Below are 18,981 nucleotides of genomic sequence, written 5' to 3' on the forward strand. Positions count from 1 at the left end.
TTAGCGAAGTAAAAAACCTTCGCTGATTCTCTGTTATAAAGCGGTAATTAATTTTTTTTCTGAATAATTTCATGAATGAGTGTTAAAGGTTCTGCTTTTTCTTCAATATGCATATTTATTTTTATAGTTTCTTTTACATTATGATCAATTGGTTTATTTGAATATAGGGTTGCTAGTACATCACCTGCTTTTACAGTATCTCCAACTTTTTTGTGTAAATACACGCCTGCAGCTAAATCAATTTTACTGTCTTTGGTTTCTCTTCCAGCACCGAGTCTCATTGCAGCTAATCCAATTTGATCAGCTACTATAGTAGAAATGACACCTGAGTGGTCTGCTTGAACTTCTACTTTATTTGCTGCTTTAGGAAGCACTTCATCTGTCCGCTCTACTACAGAGGTATCTCCTCCTTGTGATCCAACAAATACTTTAAATACTTCCAGTGCTTTTCCATTTTGCAGATTCTCTTCTAATTTAGTGCGGGCTTCTTCAAGAGAATCTCCCACTCCACCAAGATAAGCCATCTGACTGCCAAGAACAAGACACAGTTCTGTTAAGTCTTTCGGCCCATTCCCTTTTAGTGTCTCAATGGCTTCTTTAACTTCTAATCCATTACCAATTGCATTCCCTAAAGGCTGACTCATATCAGAAATAACAGCCATAGTTTGGCGACCTACGGAGTTTCCAATCTCTACCATTGCTTCTGCTAGTTCTTTAGCTTGTCCTACATTCTTCATAAAGGCACCAGCACCTGTCTTGACATCTAAAACAATCGCATCTGCTCCAGACGCAATCTTTTTACTCATAATCGAACTAGCAATCAACGGAATCGATTCTACAGTACCCGTTACGTCTCTCAAAGCATATAGCTTTTTATCTGCTGGGGTTAAATTGCCGGATTGCCCCACGACTGCAACTTTGTTTCTATTTACTGATTTTATAAATTCTTCTTTTGATAATTCCACATGAAAACCAGGAATCGCTTCAAGCTTATCAATAGTTCCTCCGGTATGGCCTAATCCACGTCCACTCATCTTAGCAACAGGAACACCAACACTTGCTACAAGGGGTGCTAAGATTAATGTTGTCGTATCCCCAACTCCACCTGTAGAATGTTTGTCTACTTTAATACCAGCAATCTCGGATAGGTCAATTTGTTCTCCAGAAGCCACAATTGCCATCGTAAGATTACTACGTTCATCCTTTGTCATCCCATTAAAATAAATGGCCATTGCCATAGCACTCATCTGATATTCTGGAATACTCTCTTCAGTATATCCCTTAATCATCCAATCAATTTCTTGTTTAGTTAATTCTTTATTGTGCTGTTTCTTTTCAATTAAATCGATCATTCTCATACTGTAACCCTCCAAAATGATTTAATTCTCTTATTGTAAAGTCCTGTTAATGCTAATAGATAGATCAAACTTTTATTCACTTAGTTTCAACGACTTATACAATAAAGTTTACAAAACTTCATTTGTATTATGAACATTTAAACAAACGAATAAAAAGAAAAGCTATTTTTGATAACGAATTTAAAATCCTCTAGAGGATCCGCCGCCGCCGGACATACCGCCTCCACCAAAGGAACCACTGCTTCCGCCATTTGAGGATCCGCCTCCGAATCCGCCGTAATAACCTCCGCCAAATCCACCGCCTCGACCTCGTCCGCCTCTATTTCCACCAATAAAACGACCAACGAATAGAATAAGCACTACAAGGATAATCCAATAATTATTCTCTGAATCGGAAGATGACTCTTGGGGTTCAGGTACAAATCCAAGTATTTCTTCCTGATCATAACCATATTCCTCGTTAACAGACTGCGCTATATTTGTAAAAATCCCTTCTACTGCTGTAGAGTAGTCATCAGCTCCTAATGCATCCATCTGGCTATCAATCATCCGTCCAGCACTAGCATCTGTAATAGCACCTTCTAGTCCATATCCGACTTCGATTCGAATCTCTCGATCACTTTCAGAAATCAGTAAAAGTACCCCGTTATCTGAATCTTCTTGTCCAATTTTCCATTTTGTAAACAGTTCGGTTGCATATTCTTCTACAGACAATCCGTCCAAAGATTCAACAGCTGCAACAACGATTTGTGGTTGTTCATCTGTATTTTCATAATTCCGGTTGACATTCAATATAAAATTCTCTACTTCTGAGTCAATAATATCAGCTTCATCGTAGACATAAAAATCAGTTGATGCTTCTGGCAGTGTGCTTGCTGATACAGTCATAATTGGGTTGAACATCACAAATAAAATACCCAAAACTAATATAATAGATTTTTTCAAAGAGATAATCCTTTCTTATAAGCAGATTTTTAATCTATTCAAAATCAACGGCAGGTGCATCTTCAGCACCCTCATTTGCTTCAAAATAAGGACGTTCATCAAACCCTGCAATGCTTGCAAAAATAGATGTCGGGAATGATTTCACCTTTGTGTTATAGGATCGAACAACTTCATTAAAGCGTCCACGCTCAGTTGCAATTCGATTTTCTGTTCCTGCTAGTTCATCCATTAAAGCTGTTACATTTTCGTTTGATTTCAACTCTGGATAATCTTCCACAGAAACCATTAGGGATCTTACAGCTGTACCTAATTGCTGATTTGCCTCAATACTTTCATCAACGCTTTCAGCGGAAGTAACCCCAGCTCTTGCATCTGCAATGGCTGTAAAAATTTCTTGTTCATTATCCATTGCTCCTTGAACAGAGTTAACAAGATTTGGAATTAGATCATATCTTCGTTGTAATTGAGATTCGACCTGTGCCCATGAGGAATCCACTTTACTTTCTGATTCAATCAGACTATTATACGACCCCACTAGAGGAATTCCCATCAAGATTACGGCCAAAACAGCCCCTACAAGTACTTTCATTTTTGTTGACATAAATTAAGCTCCATTCTGTTATTTGTTTTTTAGTTATCCTAGATTCTTAGTATCATTGTATTCTAATCTCCTCACTAGTTCAATTTGTTTTTATTATGTTCATAGAGTCAATAGTAATTTGGGCCAACTTAAGTGCTTATGTCGTACTAGCAGTGAGCCATTTAGCTATAAAAAATCATAATTGTAAACTAGTCGATTTCTATAATGACCTAAAAAATAAGCAAAAGAGAATAGATTACCTCCTCTTTTGCTTATTAAATATATAAAACCTATTTTTTATTTCAATTTAACTTTTCACGCTTGTTTCCTTTTCGTGATAACTTGCTTCTTTTTTTCTAAGAGCAGCTACATCTGATTCACTACAATAAACAAAGTGACCAGGAACAATTTCGCGCAATTTTTCGTCTCCGTTGTTACTGATGTTAGGAACATAAGCTGTACGTTTACGATTGCGTTCATACTCAGGGTCTGGCAGTGGTACTGCAGATAACAGACTTTCTGTATAAGCATGTAACGGGCGATTATATACATCTTCTGCTGGAGCCAATTCCAGTAATTTCCCGGCATTCATTACGCCAATACGGTCGCTGATATATTTTACCATTGACAAGTCATGGGCAATGAATAAGAATGTTAGGTCTTGGGACGCTTGCAGTTCCATTAATAAGTTTACAACTTGCGCTTGGATAGAAACATCCAAAGCTGAAATAGGTTCATCCGCAACGATAAACTTCGGTTTAACAGCTAATGCGCGTGCAATTCCGATACGTTGACGTTGTCCTCCTGAAAATTCATGGGGATAACGACTAGCATGATCGGGATTCAGACCAACCAATTGTAGTAGTTCAATTACACGGTCATTCCGTTCTTTTTTAGAAGCAGCAAGTCCGTGGATATCGATCCCCTCAGCGATAATATCACGAATTTTCATTTTAGGATTCAGAGAAGCATAAGGATCCTGATAAATCATCTGCATATCACGTCTAAACTGAAGTAAATCTTTTTTACTAGAGATTTCATTTACTTTAGTGCCTTCGAAATCAATTTCTCCTGCAGTCGGATTGTATAATCGAATAATCGAACGCCCAGTAGTGGATTTTCCAGAACCGGATTCTCCAACCAGTCCAAATGTTTCACCTTTGTAAATATCAAAAGTAATATCATCTACAGCGCGAACTTCATTTTTTGTTCCTGCATTAAAGTACTGTTTTAAATTCTTGACCTCTAGTATCTTTTCATCTGATATGGCCATTATAAATTGCCTCCTTTACTGTGGAGTGCAGCATATTTTTCTTTATATAGTTTTTGACGAGCTTTGATTTCTGCAGGTGGATCTATAGCAGGAGCATCTTCATGTAATAACCATGTAGCTGCATAGTGAGTTTCAGAAACCTTAAACATTGGTGGTTCCAGCTCAGTATCTATCTTCATAGCAAATTCATTACGCGGTGCAAACGCATCTCCTTTTGGTGGATCCAGTAAATCTGGAGGTGTACCAGGAATTGCATACAAAGAATTGCTTGTTTCTAAAGTTGGCATTGAAGCTAGCAATCCCCATGTATAGGGATGTTGAGGATTATAAAATACTTCATCAACACTACCCACTTCTACAAATTTCCCAGCGTACATTACCGCAACTCGATCTGCTACATTTGCTACTACCCCTAAATCATGGGTAATAAAGATAATGGATGTATTAATTTTTTCTTGTAGTTCTTTCATCAATTCTAGAATTTGCGCTTGAATTGTAACGTCTAGCGCTGTCGTCGGTTCATCTGCAATTAGAATATCCGGATTACATGCTAAGGCAATCGCAATAACCACACGCTGTCTTTGTCCACCAGAGAACTGATGAGGATATTGTTTCATTCTCTTCTCTGCATCTGGCAACCCTACTAATTCCAATAACTCTAATGCTCTATCATGAGCTTTATCTTTATTTAGCTTTTGATGTAATCTTAATGGTTCTGCAATTTGTTTCCCAATTGTCATTGTTGGATTCAAAGAAGTCATTGGGTCTTGGAAAATCATCGCAATCTTTTTACCACGAATTTTTTGCATATCTTTTTCCGAAGTTTGAACTAAGTCTTGTCCATTAAACAAAATCTGTCCTTCTTCAATGTTTGCATTTAGAGACAATAACTGCATAATGCTTCGAGTCGTTACAGATTTACCTGAACCAGACTCTCCAACAATTGCTAGCGTTTCTCCTTTTTTCAGATCAAAACTGACACCACGTATCGCTTGGACTTTACCAGCGTAAGTGTCGAATGTGATATTTAAATCTTTAACTTCTAATATATTACTCATTCATATTCACCCCGCTAATCTTTCATTTTTGGATCAAATGCGTCACGTAGTCCGTCAGCCAACAAGTTGAACGAAATCATTAGTATACATAGAACACCTGCTGGATACCACATTAAATGCGGTAAAAATCGGAACGTTTTATATCCATCACTGATCAATGTACCTAATGAAGCAAGTGGTGCTGGAATACCAATACCAATAAAGCTCAAGAAAGCTTCAAAAAAGATCGCTGCTGGAATAGAAAACATTGTCTGAATGATAATGACACCTGATAGATTTGATATAAGATGTTTTGTCGCAATTTTCCATGGTGACTCACCAAGTGTTTGCGCTGCTAATATATATTCTTGATTCTTCAGCTTCAAGGTCTGGGCTCGAACAATCCGAGCCATAGGTATCCACCCGGTAATTGCTAAAGCAATGATAATAGAAGTAATTCCTGGATCTAAAACAAGGATCATCAAGATAACAACAACCAAGTTTGGAACACCAGATAATATTTCTAAGATCCGCTGCATGACGTTATCAATTCTTCCGCCAGTCCATCCGGAAATTAAACCATAAGTTACACCAATCGTTAAGTCAAATAGCGCTGCTACAAAAGCAATGATTAATGATACGCGTGTTCCGTAGAGTATACGTGAAAGTAAATCACGCCCTAGACTATCGGTTCCTAAAAGATAATAGACATCATCACCAGCATTTACCTGTGCATATTTATCTATTCTTTCTACTCCAGGTTTAGCTGTTCCGTTAAGTCCGTTGATATCAATTCCAGGTACTTTAGGCGGCAAACTTGAATGTTCAGTTATCTGTGCTTCTGGACTGTGCGGTGCAATAATCGGCGCCGCAAAAGCAAGCAAAACAATTATGCATATTATAACCAGACTAACTACAGCCGCCTTATTTTTCTTCAATCTTCTCCAAGAATCTTGCAGGAAGCTTAAAGAAGGGGCTGAGATCTTTTCATTATCTTCTGTAGCTGACCCACTAACACGCTCAAACATGTCAGAAGAAAATTTATTTTTTTGGTCGACTACTGGATTATTATCTTGCGTTCCCATGTTTAATTTCCTCCTTCTGACGATACACGGATACGTGGATCAATGATTCCATATAAGATATCTACTACTAATATAATAAATACAAGCATAGCAGAGTAAAGTATTGTAACACCCATGATGGTTGGATAATCATTTGTAGTAATGGATTTTACAAATTGCTCACCAATTCCAGGAATAGCATAGATATTTTCTACAACTAGAGATCCTGTCATTAAGGCAACAGCCATTGGACCTAAGAGCGTTATTAATGGAATTAACGCATTTCTTACCCCATGTTTAAAAGCTACTCCCCATCTGCTGAGACCTTTAGCACGTGCAAGCTCTACATAATCGCTGCCTAATACATCTACCATCTCGGTACGAATAAAACGAGCAGAATCTGCAAGTGGTGCGATAGCTAAAGCTAAGGTAGGCAATATAGATGATTTAAATCCACCATCCCATAAAGCAATCGGTAGCCAACCTAACTGAACTGCAAACAGCAGTTGAAGTAAAACAGCAAAAACAAAGTTAGGAATGGATCGTCCTAGTATCGCTGTTAGAGTTGAAAGTGTATCGATCCATGTGTTTTGTTTCATTGCTGAGATCACACCTAAAACGATCCCGAAAAATGTTCCTAAAACAACTGCTTGAAATCCTATCTGAAGAGAAGGACCTACTCTAGTAGACAATAGTTGTGAAACTGGAGTATTATCAAATTGGAAAGAAGTTCCTAAGTCTCCAACAAATAGTCCTCCAATATAAGATAGATACTGAACCGGTACTGGATCATTTAGTCCATATTGTTCATTCATAATAAGAATTTGTTCAGCAGAAAGTTTTTCTTGGTTTGTATATGGTGTACCCGGCAGTAACTTCATTAAAAAAAACGTAATCGATGCAATCAAAAATAAGGTCAATAACATGTAAAAAACACGCATTCCAAAATATTTCATGTAATTTTTCATCGATTCAACACCTCCATCATTAATTATGGTTCAAAAAAATAATATATTGTATAGGATATGCTTTTGCAACTAAAAATGCAAAAACTTTTTTGAGTTTTCTTAAAAATAATCTTACTATAAAAAAACTGTTCATTCCAAGTTCACACTACTCTTTAAGTAAACATTCTTTCAATAATATATTTTACAATTTATTGTGATCTCTATCATTTTGATGTACATTAATGAGTAGAACTTTTCATATCAAAGGAGAATGATTCATGCAAAAAAAATGGAATATTTTCACTATCAGTAGTATTCTAGCTATTTTAATTTTTATACTTGAATTTATTTTATATAAAGAAATTACTTTTATTTATACGACAAATATTTTCTTTTATCCAGCAAGTTTCTTTCTTATTATTGGTTTATTCAGTCTTGTTATTCGTTCAGGATCATTTGACTTTTTTTACTATAGTTTTAAAAAAGCTACTCGTCGTTTAAGAAAAAACACTTTGGAAAAAGACAGTGATATAACTGTTTCATATTTATCAGATACTTTTGGAACTCATTACCCTTTCTTTGTTAAAGTAGGTTCTATCTTAATGACAATCTCTTTAATGGCTTTGATTGGCCATTATCTTTTTTAAAAACGATCTATTACTCTAACAATAGAAAGTATTATTCTCTATTGTTAGAGTAATAATTCTTTCCGTCTTTTTATAAATTCATCATTTTAATTTACCATCAAAGAAACTCTCGTTAAGAGAAAAAGTGCATATTTTTAGATCAGTTAAACACTCAAAAAAAGAGTGGATTTTAAAGTCCACTCCATTTTTGCGGTGTTACTGTTAATATCTGTATCTTTTTATTCTTTACCTTCAATATGAGCCCATTTGTATGAGTAATCTGCCCCTGTAAGATGTACTGCGATATCTTTAACATAAGGTTTTTCAAGAACTGCATAAGCACGTTGGTAAACTGGAGCAATACCAGCTGTATCCATTAAGATTTCTTCTGCTTTAAGCATATCTTGCCAGCGCGCTTCTAAGTCATCTACATTTGAGCGTGCGCTTTCGATTAATGCATCATATTCTTCATTGCTGTATCCTGATTTATTATTTCCATTATCTGTATGGAATAATTCTAAGAAGTTAATTGGATCCGCATAGTCAGCACCCCAACCAGCAAATTGAATATCGTAGTCTCTGTTAGTATCGGCATCTAAACGAACTTTAAATGGTACATTTCTTAATTCGATGCTTAAGCCAGGTAGATTACTTTCTAGCTGTGCTTGCATGAATTCAAGAGATTTTTTAGAGTTTTCTGAATCATCACCAAGCATTTCTAATGTGATTGAGTCTTCCCCTAATTCTTCTAATCCAGCTTCCCAATAATCAGCAGCTTGATCAGCATCGAATGAAAGTAAGTCTCCACTTTGTTCACGGAAATCTTCGCCTGATTCAGGATCTGCTGCTAAACGAGCAGGAACAAGACCATTTGCAGGTACTGATCCATTTTGTAACACGGTATCAGCGAATCCTTGTTTGTCAAATGACATCGCAATAGCTTTACGAATATTTTCATTTGCTAAAGGTGTATCTTCGCCATTACGCGCTTGATTCATCTTGAAGTAGAAGACAGAAGAAGTTGGTTCTTCAAGTAATTCTGGGTCACCTTGTTTTGTTTGAACGTAATCACCGGAAAGTCTCATACGGTCAATATCGCCAGCATCGTATAAGTTAAGCGCTGTTGAAGTTTCTTTTACTACGTCAACATCAATGCGGTCTAGCTGAACTGTTTCAGCATCCCAGTATTCTTCATTTTTGACTAATGACCAGTTTAATCCAGTTCCATCCCAATCTGTTAATTCGAATGGTCCGTTATATAGCATTGTGTCACTATTTGTAGCATATTTACCTTCTTGTTCTGTTACATATGCTTCATTTTGTGGCAAGTACATAGCTAAAGTCAATAAACTTTCAAAATAAGGTACTGGTTTTTCTAATTCAACAACTAAAGTTGTATCATCTGTAGCTGAAACACCTAATTCTGACGGTTCCATTTCACCAGCAAGGATAGCTGTAGCATTTTTAACAACTCCATCAATCATGTAAGCATATTCTGCTGCTGTTGCTGGATCTGCTAGACGTTTCCAAGAAAATACAAAGTCATTTGCTGTTACTGGCTCGCCATTTGACCATGTAGCATCTTCTCTAATTTTAAATGTATAAGTTAAGCCATCGTCACTAACTTCAGGTTCTTCTGCAGCCATACCTAACACTAAGTCGTTATCTGGACCTTGACGATATAGACCTTCATTAACGTTGTTCAATACATTAAAACTTACAGCATCTGTAGTCAATGTAGAGTCCATAGTAGGAATTTCTGCACTTTCAACTATGTTTAATACTTGTTCTTCTTGAGCACCTTCAGAGCCTTCACCAGAATCTGTGTTGTCAGCAGAGTCGCCGCCGCCACAAGCTGATAATAGTAAAGCACTTGTTAAAGTAAGTCCGAAAGTACTTAGTAATTTATTCTTTTGCATTTGTTTTCCCCCTGTAATATTGATGCTTTGTCAGAAACAAAGTAAGTAGTGATGTTTTAAATTAGTTTACTCAAAATATTCTATCATCTATTTATCATATTTGCAATACCCTCCCTTAATTTTTTAACCTTTCTCATTCTTAATATAACCGCAATGTATATCTTCACTTCAATGATTCCTTTAGTATTTTACCTACTCAACGTGTTTAATAACTATATCTATAAATAACTGCACCTACGCATAAAAAGAAAATATTTTCATTTTATGCACTGATAGATTTAGAACAATCATCACCGTCCTCTTCAACTGTGTTTTAAAGCATGTTATACTGAAATAGTAATATTTTATGATATTTTAATAAATTATAATATATTTATAAACCTTTTGAAAAGTTATTTTTATCATTATAAGGAGAGATTGGATGACAAGTCATAAACTAAATACCTTTCTAGAGAAAAACTTAACAGAACTAAAAGAAAACGGATTGTACAACGAAATCGATACATTGGAAGGTCCTAATGGATCAGAAATTACCATTAATGGACAGACTCTAATCAACATGTCTTCTAATAATTATCTAGGTTTCGCAAATGATACACGTTTGAAAGAAAAAGCGAATGCTGCTACAGATAAATTCGGCGTAGGAGCTGGTGCTGTTCGCACGATTAATGGTACCCAAAGTATCCATGATGAATTAGAAGCTAAAATTGCTGATTTCAAACAAACGGAAGCTGCTGTCGCTTTCCAATCAGGTTTCAACTGTAACATGGGTGCTATTTCAGCTGTTATGAACAAAAAAGATGCCATTCTTTCAGACGAATTAAACCATGCTTCTATCATTGACGGCTGTCGCTTATCTGGTGCCAAAGTCATTCGCGTCAAACATCAAGACATGGATGATCTGCGTGCTAAAGCAAAAGAAACTATAGAAAGTGGCCAGTATGATAAAGTGATGTATATTACGGATGGTGTTTTCTCTATGGATGGTGATGTTGCTAATTTACCTGACATCGTGAAAATTGCTGAAGAATTTGATCTGATCACTTACGTTGATGATGCTCATGGATCTGGTGTAATGGGAAAAGGCGCCGGTACGGTAAAACATTATGGACTACAAGATAAAATAGACTTCCAGATGGGGACTCTTTCTAAAGCTGTAGGTGTTGTAGGTGGCTATGTTGCCGGCACACAGAATCTGATCGACTGGTTAAAAGTTCGTGCCCGTCCTTTCTTATTCTCTACTTCTTTGACCCCCGGTGCTGCCGCTGCATGTATCGAAGCTATTGATATCATGTCGGCCTCTACTGAAGAACATGATAGACTATGGGAAAACGGACATTATCTTAAAGAAGGGTTAAACAAATTAGGGTTCAATATTGGAAACTCAGAAACCCCAATCACTCCTTGTATCATTGGGGATGAAAAATTGACCCAGTTATTCTCTAAACGTTTAACTGAAGAGGGTGTTTATGCGAAATCCATTGTCTTCCCGACAGTACCAAAAAGCACTGGACGTGTGAGAAATATGCCAAGCGCTGCTCATACAAAAGAACAATTAGATCAAGTACTTGCCACTTATAAAAAAGTTGGAAATGAATTAAATGTCATTTAATTATTCTTTATTTTAAAAGATGTAGCAGTTGAATATTCTGGGTTAAGATCAGGTAATATGAGGATGAACACCCAGCCAACTGCTTTTTCTTTTGCCATAATAATCAGATCAATGGAGGGACTATCTTGAAAAAAATTTTAATTACTGGTGCTTTAGGTCAAATCGGAACCGCCCTAACTGCACGTATGCGTGAAAAATATGGAACAGAGAATGTGCTTGCGACAGATATTCATAAACCAGAAGGTTCTACTGTCGTTGAAAATGGATTATTTGAATACTTAGATGTTACTAATTACACAGCCATTGAAGAATTAGTAGAAAAGTATAAGATTGATACCATTATTCATCTTGCTGCTCTTCTGTCGGCTGTTGCTGAAGCTAAACCGCAATTAGCTTGGGAACTCAACATGGGCGGGTTAATGAACGCTTTAGAAGTTGCACGAATTCATAACTTGAAATTTTTCACTCCCAGCTCTATTGGTGCCTTTGGTCCACAAACGCCTAAAGACCAAACTCCTCAAGTAACTCTGCAGCGTCCTACAACGATGTATGGTGTTACAAAGGTCAGTGGAGAACTTCTTTGTGACTATTACTATCATAAGTTTAATGTAGACACAAGGAGTGTACGTTTCCCAGGACTGATTTCCTATGAAGCATTACCTGGAGGAGGAACAACTGATTACGCAGTTGATATCTACTATAAAGCATTGGAACAGAATGCTTACACTTCTTTCATTGATAGAGGTACATACATGGACATGATGTATATGCCTGATGCAGTTGAAGCAATCATTCGTCTGATGGAAGCACCTGTCAATCAACTCATTAATCGTAATGCATTTAACGTCAGTGCAATGAGTGTCTGTCCAGAAGACTTTGAAAAAGCCATTCAAAAACATATTCCTGACTTTAAATTGTCATTCGAAGTAGATCCTGTTCGTCAGTCTATTGCAGAATCATGGCCAAATTCCATTGATACAACTTGTGCCCGTAAAGAATGGAATTTTTCTCCTAAATATACTCTTGAAAGAATGACAGCTGATATGTTAGAGAAATTAAACAAAAAAAAGTAAATCCCCCGCGCAATAGTATAACGTACTAAAAGAGACTGGGACAAAACTAGATAGAATGTAAAACCCGTCAAATCCAGAAAATTCAATCCTTGATTTGACGGGTTTTTTGATTGTTGTACACTTCAAATTATGGCTTAATAGAAACTTTTTTCCCAGCCTCTTTTATAAGTTTAATCAGTCACTATCTTTAAAGATTTAATATTTTAATTAGTCTAAACACTAATTATCTTTACCAGAATCTACTATAAATAGTAAAACATTTGACTTGATCAAGCATTCTTGGTTTTAAAATATTCTTTCTAGAAGAATGACTTAATCAGTTATCTCTATTGACTTCTTCGACAATGGGTCCTTCACTAGTGCCCACAATGACTGTATTCACACAATCCAAGAAAAGACCATGTTCAACGACTCCAGTAAGAGAATCTAACCATTTTGCTAATTCATGGGGATTTTCAATTACACCCAGATTCAGATCAATTATTAAGTTTCCAGCATCTGTTACAAGGCGTTCTCCCTCTTTATTGTTTCTCCAAGTTGGTTTATATCCTTTTTCCTTAAATAAATTGAATAACTGTCCTGAACCAAACTGAATAACTTCTACTGGCAAAGGAAATGCTCCTAATTTTTCTACAAGCTTTGTTTCATCAACAATCCATATATTTCTATCAGAAAGATTCGCTACAATTTTTTCGAATAAATGAGCTGCTCCTCCACCTTTGATCCCATTATATTGACTAGAGATTTCATCTGCACCATCAATAGTTAGATCAATTTTTTCAACTTCATCTATATCTTTTAAAGGAATATCTAAATCTCTTGCATGATCCGCAGTTTCATATGAGGTCGTTACCCCGACAATATTCAGCCCTTCTTCTTTAACCCGTTTACCCAACGCTTCTACCATATAATATGCCGTTGATCCTGTTCCTAACCCCACTGTCATACCATTTTTCACAAATTCAGCAGCTTTATACCCTACCATTTCTTTTAAATTCATAAAAATCGTCCTTCCCTATCTTATTTGCTCTATGTATCGCTTTCATATCAGTACAATTGTACCATAAATTTAATTCATTCTATGAATCGAATTCTAAAATAATTCTTTCTTAAATCCTACTTTCTTTCTAAGATTAAAAAATGATATAATAATTATTAAAATATTCTAACGGAGTGAGTTTATGCATACCATCTTGCCTTCAAAATTAATAGCTACAATTAAAGCTCATGAGCAAACCGTGCTTGATTATAGAAGAAAGTTACATGAATTCCCGGAATTATCTTTCAAAGAGGTTAAAACAAGCCAATTTATTTTTGATGAAATGAGTGCTCTTAATAATGTTGAAGTTACTCGTCCAACAAAAACTTCTGTGTTAGTAAAAATTACTGGAGCAAAGCCTGGATTAAAAATCGGGTTACGTGCAGATATTGATGCTTTGCCTATTCAAGAAGACCGTCCTGATATTCCATTCGCTTCAACTGTAAATGGAGTTATGCATGCTTGCGGTCATGATGGTCACACGGCTTTATTATTAACAGCGACCAAAATCTTATCTGAACATACTGATCAATTAGAAGGCGAAATATATAGCATTTTTCAGCATGCTGAAGAAAGCCATCCTGGTGGAGCAAAAGAAATGGTAGCCACCGGTTTATTTGATGATTTTGATTTTATATATGGTCATCATCTTGTTTCTAGTTTGGATACAGGATTTATTGATATCAAAACTGGGGCTTGTTCTGGGAATTCAGACCGCTATGATGTGACGATCTATGGAAAAGGTGGACACGCAGCAAGCCCTCACGAGACCAACGATCCTGTCATTATTGGCGCTCAAATTATCGAAAAATTCCAAACAATTATCTCTCGTAAACTAGATCCTTTAACTTCAGGCATTATTTCAAATACTGTTTTCCAAGCTGGAGATCCCAATGCTAAAAACATTATTCCTGATCAAATTATGCTAGGTGGAAGCGTACGAACCTTCGATGCAGATGTAAGAGCCTTAATTGAAGTCGAGATGGAGCGAGTAATCCGTGGGACTTGTGATAGTTACGGTGCTACGTATACTTTTAATTTCCGGCATGGTTATGCAAGTGTAATCAATAATATAGAAACGACTGAAATAGTAGAAAAAATCTCAAGAGAACTTTATCCTGAACAAATCGTTTCTTTACCACCATTTATGGGAGGAGAAGATTTTTCTGCCTTTTCAGCTATCGTTCCTTCAACGTACTTATTTATAGGTTCTAGAAATGAAGAATTAGGATTTGATTTCCCACACCATCATCCAAAATTTGGACTAGACGAGAACAGTTTTTTGACTGGGATCACATTATTTGTCAGTGTGGCGATGAATTATTCAAGATTAGCTAAGTAAAATAGTCGAATAAAAAAGCCTTACTCTACTGGTATGATCCTGCTAGATAATCTACTTGATTATCCGCAATCAATCAGTAAGTAAGGCTTTTTCATTACTTAATCCCTTCTCAGCATTTTAAATTCTAAAAATAAATCATTATATTTTCCAAGATACTCAAAGCCAATATTTTCATAGACTTCAAGATTTTTCATCATTTCATCTGTTGGATAAAATTGTACATCATTTACGGTTTCTTCTGGCAATAGTGCCATAGCATCTTGATTAGGTGTGCTGTATCCAATGTAGTCTGCATTTTGTGCAGCCACTTCTGGATCTAGCATAAAATTGATAAAAGCATATGCAGCTTCTTTATTTTGAGCTGTTTTAGGAATAACCATATTATCAAACCATAGGTTGGACCCTTCTTCAGGGAGTATATAATGCAGAGATTCATTTTCCCACATCATATCTGCAGCTTCCCCGGAGAATGTAACCGCAATGGATGCTTCTTCTTGGATCATATACATCTTGATTTCATCAGCTACTAGTGCTTTGACATTTGGTGCCAAACCTTTCAACAATTCAAATGCTTCAGTCAGTTCTTCATCATTTTTTGAGTTTAAAGAGTACCCTTTTGTCTGTAGTCCAATTCCGATAATCTCTCTTGCTCCATCAATTAGCATAATATCTTCTCTATACTTAGACTTCCAGAGATCACTCCACGACTTTATTTCTTCCCCGTCAATCATTTTATCATTATAGACAATTCCTAAAGTTCCCCAAAAATAAGGAATAGAATATTGGTTATCTGGGTCAAAAGCTAAGTCTAAAAAGGCTGGATCAATATGCTCTAATCCCTCTATCTTTGAATGATCCAGTGGAAGAACTAACTCTTCTTGTATCATTCGATCGATCATATACTCACTCGGTATGGCCAAATCATAGGCCGTACCACCTTGCTGTACTTTTGTATACATGGCTTCGTTTGAATCAAAAGTCTCGTAAACTACCCGATACCCAGTTTCTTCTTCAAATTGGTCAAGCAAATCTGGATCGATATAGTCTCCCCAGTTAAAAATATTCAGCGTATCCGAGCTTGCTGAGCCTTCCGAACGATCTACATACAGACTACTAATATACAAAATACTAGTAATACCTAAAATCATTGCAGCTAACTGTATGAGCTTTTTCATTAAGGAGACACCGCCTTTTGATGATTTGTAGGGTCTATATTCGTTAGTTTACGTTTTCTGTTTCGCTGTTGTTGTTGAATAAAATAGTATCCGCTAACCAATCCTAATGCAAGGATAAATAAAATCGTGCTTAGCGCATTAATTTCCAAGCTGATCCCTTGTCTTGCTCTAGAATAAATTTCCACTGATAGTGTAGCAAACCCATTTCCAGTTACAAAGAATGTCACAGCAAAGTCATCTATAGAATAGGTAAACGCCATAAAATATCCTGCTAATATTCCTGGGGTAATACTGGGAATAATGACACTCTTTAATACTTGCCAGTTATTGGCCCCTAAATCTTTTGCTGCGGTAATCATATTCAGATTCATTTCTTGTAATTTTGGTAACACCATGAGAACAACAATAGGAATACTGAATGCAATATGTGAGAACAATACAGAATAGAATCCTAATCGAAATCCTGCCATGGTAAAGAGTAATAAAAAACTAGCACCTATAATTACGTCTGGAGAAACAAGCAGAACATTATTCAATCCTAATAAAGACACTTGCGTTTTTCTCTGTTTAACGAAGAAAATACCGATTGCGCCAAGTGTTCCAATAATTGTAGCTATTAAAGAAGAAAGCAATGCGACTCTAAACGTATCCAAGGCTATTCGAATCAATCGAGTATCATTCGCAAGCGCTCCATAATGTTCGGTTGTAAAGCCCGTAAACTCATTCATCGTTCCAGCTTGATTAAACGAATAATAGATTAAATAGATAATAGGCGTATAAAGCAGAGCGAATATTAAAAACAAATAGGCATTGGACCAACTAAATTTTAATTTTTTCACTGTTTACGAGCCTCCTTTTTTCGTCCAGAGGTCAGCAGCATTATGATAATCATCAATAATATCAATACGATACCAATCGTAGAACCCATTCCCCAGTTCTGTGTGACAAGAAAATGCTGTTCAATAGCTGTTCCCAAAGTAACGACTCGATTTCCACCAATCAATCTTGTTAACATAAATAATGATAGCGACGGAATGAATACAACTTGGATCCCACTTCTTACCCCTGAAAGTGATAAGGGAAAAACAACCGTTTTGAAAGTGTCCCAACTACTCGCTCCTAAATCGCGGCTAGCATGCAGCAAAGTAGAATCGATCTCTTCAATTGCATTGTATATAGGAAGGAGCATAAATGGAATTTCAATATAAGTTGCAACTAACAGGAAACTTGCATTGGTAAAGAGTAATTGCTGCCTACCGATTCCGATCCAGTCAAAAAATCCATTTATACTACCGTCCTGGCTCAATAAACCAATAAACGCATAAGCTTTAAGCAATACATTGATCCATGTAGGTAAAATTAACAAAAGCATCCATAAGTCTTTACGTTTTGTTTGTGTTAAAAAGTAAGCAGTTGGATAACTGATACAAAAGGTGATGAGCGTAATGATAAAAGCGTAAATAAATGATTGTAAGGTCATGATTAAATACGTAGCCGAAGTGAAATACGTTAGAATATTATCAAATGTAAACGCTCCATCTATTCCAATAAACGATTGATATACAAGTAACCCGATTGGAATAAGAACAAATAAACCGATCCAGATAAAATAAGGGAAAAAGAGCACTCTATTTTGCTTAGACGTCATAGTTTAACTCCACTCCCTTTTCGATATCAATAGCGGCTTGTACACTAGTGCCACTATTAATTGCATATTCTGCTAGACGAGTATTGAAAGCTTCTTCTGTTTCTCCTATACGCATAATATGAATATCTCTTGGTTCAAATGCTAGTCCTACTTCATCACCAACTTCTGCTTTACGCGTTGTATGGACCATCCATTCATTTCCTTCTGGATCTTCTCCAATAATTTCGTAATGTACCCCTCTGAATAATTGAGATTGAACTTTCACTTTCAGATTGCCAAGCGCTGGTCTAGTCATCACTAAGTCCTCAGGACGAATCACGATTTCTACTTGTTCTGCAACATGCATACCCCCATCTACACAGTCAAACACTTTTCCAGCAAATTCAACTTTATAATCCTTAACCATTTTTCCAGTTACAATATTGCTCTCTCCAATGAAATCTGCTACATAGTTATTTAAGGGTTCATCATAGATATCAATCGGTGTACCACTTTGAATGATCTCACCTTCTTTCATAACGAAAATCTTGTCACTCATGGCTAAAGCTTCTTCCTGATCATGAGTAACGAAAATAAAAGTAATACCCAATCGCTGTTGCAGTTCTCTTAACTCATACTGCATTTCTGTCCTTAATTTTAAGTCCAGTGCTGATAAAGGCTCATCCAGCAATAGTATTTCGGGCTCATTAACAAGCGCCCTAGCAATCGCAACTCGCTGACGCTGTCCACCAGACATTTCCGAAATCTCTCTTGTTTCAAACCCCGTTAAGCGGACAGATTTTAATGCTTCTATGACTTTTTGTTTAATTTGATTTTTAGGTATTTTTTTAATCTTTAGACCAAACGCAACATTGTCAAACACGTTCATATGAGGAAATAGAGCATAATCTTGAAAAACAGTATTAACTTTCCGTTTATTTGGTGGCAGAATATTGACTTTTTTGCCATCTAGAATAATAGCCCCTGAAGTAGCTTGAGTAAAACCGGCAATCAAATTTAAGATTGTTGACTTTCCACATCCTGACGGACCTAGCAAGGTATAAAATTTACCCTTCTCTAAATCAAAAGAAATATCTTTTAAAATCATGCTATCATCGAATTGTTTGTGAACATTTTGAAACGAAATAATGGTATTTTCCGCCACAGCTTACACTCCCCTTTATCTACTTTTTGTAAAACCTATATAATTATATCTTTACGTAGAATAAAATCAATTGCTATTGTAGATTATATTTTACAATTCAACAGTCGCCCATTCACAATTCAATGCTATTTTCTCCATTAAACGGCTTAATAATGCGCGATCAATTGAAGGCTATAAAAAACGATCGCTCAAGTAGAAC

General features: G+C 36.2%; 17 protein-coding genes. 4 read left to right on the forward strand and 13 right to left on the reverse strand.

Features of this window, described 5'->3' with window-relative positions; genetic code table 11:
* Nucleotides 1-47: 47 nt before the first annotated feature.
* The 7 genes from BLT22_RS06910 to opp3b form a co-directional block, all read right to left on the reverse strand.
* The gene (locus tag BLT22_RS06910) at nucleotides 48-1,358 is read right to left on the reverse strand and encodes a pyrimidine-nucleoside phosphorylase (protein WP_091761936.1); all 1,311 of its coding nucleotides are present in this window, start codon (nucleotides 1,356-1,358) and stop codon (nucleotides 48-50) included.
* 180 nt (nucleotides 1,359-1,538) lie between these two features.
* A complete protein-coding gene (locus BLT22_RS06915; RefSeq protein ID WP_236048791.1) occupies nucleotides 1,539-2,303 on the reverse strand; it encodes a TPM domain-containing protein in 765 nt (254 codons plus the stop codon).
* Between the two features lie 34 nt (nucleotides 2,304-2,337).
* Nucleotides 2,338-2,904, reverse strand: a complete 567-nt coding sequence (locus BLT22_RS06920) for a LemA family protein (protein WP_087058111.1) — start codon at nucleotides 2,902-2,904, stop codon at nucleotides 2,338-2,340.
* Nucleotides 2,905-3,190: 286 nt separating this feature from the next.
* Nucleotides 3,191-4,156, reverse strand: a complete 966-nt coding sequence (locus BLT22_RS06925; RefSeq protein WP_087058113.1) for an ABC transporter ATP-binding protein — start codon at nucleotides 4,154-4,156, stop codon at nucleotides 3,191-3,193.
* The gene (locus BLT22_RS06930) at nucleotides 4,156-5,214 is read right to left on the reverse strand and encodes an ABC transporter ATP-binding protein (RefSeq protein ID WP_087058115.1); all 1,059 of its coding nucleotides are present in this window, start codon (nucleotides 5,212-5,214) and stop codon (nucleotides 4,156-4,158) included. The genes BLT22_RS06925 and BLT22_RS06930 overlap by 1 nt, the downstream gene beginning before the upstream one ends.
* A gap of 14 nt (nucleotides 5,215-5,228) precedes the next feature.
* On the reverse strand, nucleotides 5,229-6,221 hold the full coding sequence (opp3C, locus tag BLT22_RS06935; RefSeq protein WP_280525126.1) for an oligopeptide ABC transporter permease: 993 nt from the start codon (nucleotides 6,219-6,221) through the stop codon (nucleotides 5,229-5,231).
* A 59-nt stretch (nucleotides 6,222-6,280) separates the two neighbouring features.
* Nucleotides 6,281-7,225: an oligopeptide ABC transporter permease gene (opp3b, locus tag BLT22_RS06940; RefSeq protein ID WP_087058119.1), complete on the reverse strand. Its 945-nt coding sequence runs from the start codon at nucleotides 7,223-7,225 to the stop codon at nucleotides 6,281-6,283.
* A 257-nt stretch (nucleotides 7,226-7,482) separates the two neighbouring features.
* Here opp3b and BLT22_RS06945 point away from each other — a divergent pair, with 257 nt between their 5' ends.
* Nucleotides 7,483-7,851 carry a DUF3899 domain-containing protein gene (locus BLT22_RS06945; RefSeq protein WP_091761938.1) on the forward strand — a complete coding sequence of 123 codons (369 nt, stop codon included), beginning with the start codon at nucleotides 7,483-7,485 and terminating at the stop codon, nucleotides 7,849-7,851.
* A 218-nt stretch (nucleotides 7,852-8,069) separates the two neighbouring features.
* Here BLT22_RS06945 and BLT22_RS06950 read toward each other — a convergent pair whose 3' ends face one another.
* Entirely contained in the window at nucleotides 8,070-9,749 is a 1,680-nt protein-coding gene (locus BLT22_RS06950; RefSeq protein WP_091761939.1) for a peptide ABC transporter substrate-binding protein, read from the reverse strand.
* A 421-nt stretch (nucleotides 9,750-10,170) separates the two neighbouring features.
* Between BLT22_RS06950 and BLT22_RS06955 the strand changes: the two genes are divergently transcribed.
* Together BLT22_RS06955 and BLT22_RS06960 are read left to right on the forward strand one after the other, a co-directional pair.
* Nucleotides 10,171-11,361, forward strand: coding sequence for a glycine C-acetyltransferase (locus BLT22_RS06955; RefSeq protein ID WP_091761941.1), 1,191 nt, complete (start codon nucleotides 10,171-10,173; stop codon nucleotides 11,359-11,361).
* Nucleotides 11,362-11,486: 125 nt separating this feature from the next.
* Nucleotides 11,487-12,434: an L-threonine 3-dehydrogenase gene (locus tag BLT22_RS06960; protein ID WP_091761943.1), complete on the forward strand. Its 948-nt coding sequence runs from the start codon at nucleotides 11,487-11,489 to the stop codon at nucleotides 12,432-12,434.
* Nucleotides 12,435-12,750: 316 nt separating this feature from the next.
* Here BLT22_RS06960 and rpiA read toward each other — a convergent pair whose 3' ends face one another.
* A complete protein-coding gene (gene rpiA / locus BLT22_RS06965; protein WP_091761945.1) occupies nucleotides 12,751-13,434 on the reverse strand; it encodes a ribose-5-phosphate isomerase RpiA in 684 nt (227 codons plus the stop codon).
* Nucleotides 13,435-13,615: 181 nt separating this feature from the next.
* Here rpiA and BLT22_RS06970 point away from each other — a divergent pair, with 181 nt between their 5' ends.
* Nucleotides 13,616-14,815 (forward strand): M20 metallopeptidase family protein, encoded by a 1,200-nt coding sequence (locus BLT22_RS06970; protein ID WP_091761947.1) that lies wholly within the window; start codon nucleotides 13,616-13,618, stop codon nucleotides 14,813-14,815.
* 98 nt (nucleotides 14,816-14,913) lie between these two features.
* Here the strand turns inward: BLT22_RS06970 and BLT22_RS06975 are convergent, their stop codons facing one another.
* Genes BLT22_RS06975 through BLT22_RS06990 form a run of 4 tightly spaced genes read right to left on the reverse strand, consistent with a single transcriptional unit; the run spans nucleotide 14,914 to nucleotide 18,725 of the window.
* On the reverse strand, nucleotides 14,914-15,990 hold the full coding sequence (locus BLT22_RS06975; protein ID WP_091761949.1) for an ABC transporter substrate-binding protein: 1,077 nt from the start codon (nucleotides 15,988-15,990) through the stop codon (nucleotides 14,914-14,916).
* Nucleotides 15,990-16,829: an ABC transporter permease gene (locus BLT22_RS06980; protein WP_091761951.1), complete on the reverse strand. Its 840-nt coding sequence runs from the start codon at nucleotides 16,827-16,829 to the stop codon at nucleotides 15,990-15,992. Before BLT22_RS06980 ends, BLT22_RS06975 begins: the two co-directional genes overlap by 1 nt.
* Nucleotides 16,826-17,638 carry an ABC transporter permease gene (locus BLT22_RS06985; protein ID WP_091761953.1) on the reverse strand — a complete coding sequence of 271 codons (813 nt, stop codon included), beginning with the start codon at nucleotides 17,636-17,638 and terminating at the stop codon, nucleotides 16,826-16,828. The genes BLT22_RS06980 and BLT22_RS06985 overlap by 4 nt, the downstream gene beginning before the upstream one ends.
* Nucleotides 17,628-18,725, reverse strand: coding sequence for an ABC transporter ATP-binding protein (locus BLT22_RS06990; protein ID WP_091762026.1), 1,098 nt, complete (start codon nucleotides 18,723-18,725; stop codon nucleotides 17,628-17,630). Before BLT22_RS06990 ends, BLT22_RS06985 begins: the two co-directional genes overlap by 11 nt.
* Nucleotides 18,726-18,981: the final 256 nt, after the last annotated feature.

This window comes from Marinilactibacillus psychrotolerans, assembly GCF_900101525.1.
Taxonomy (GTDB): domain Bacteria; phylum Bacillota; class Bacilli; order Lactobacillales; family Carnobacteriaceae_A; genus Marinilactibacillus; species Marinilactibacillus psychrotolerans.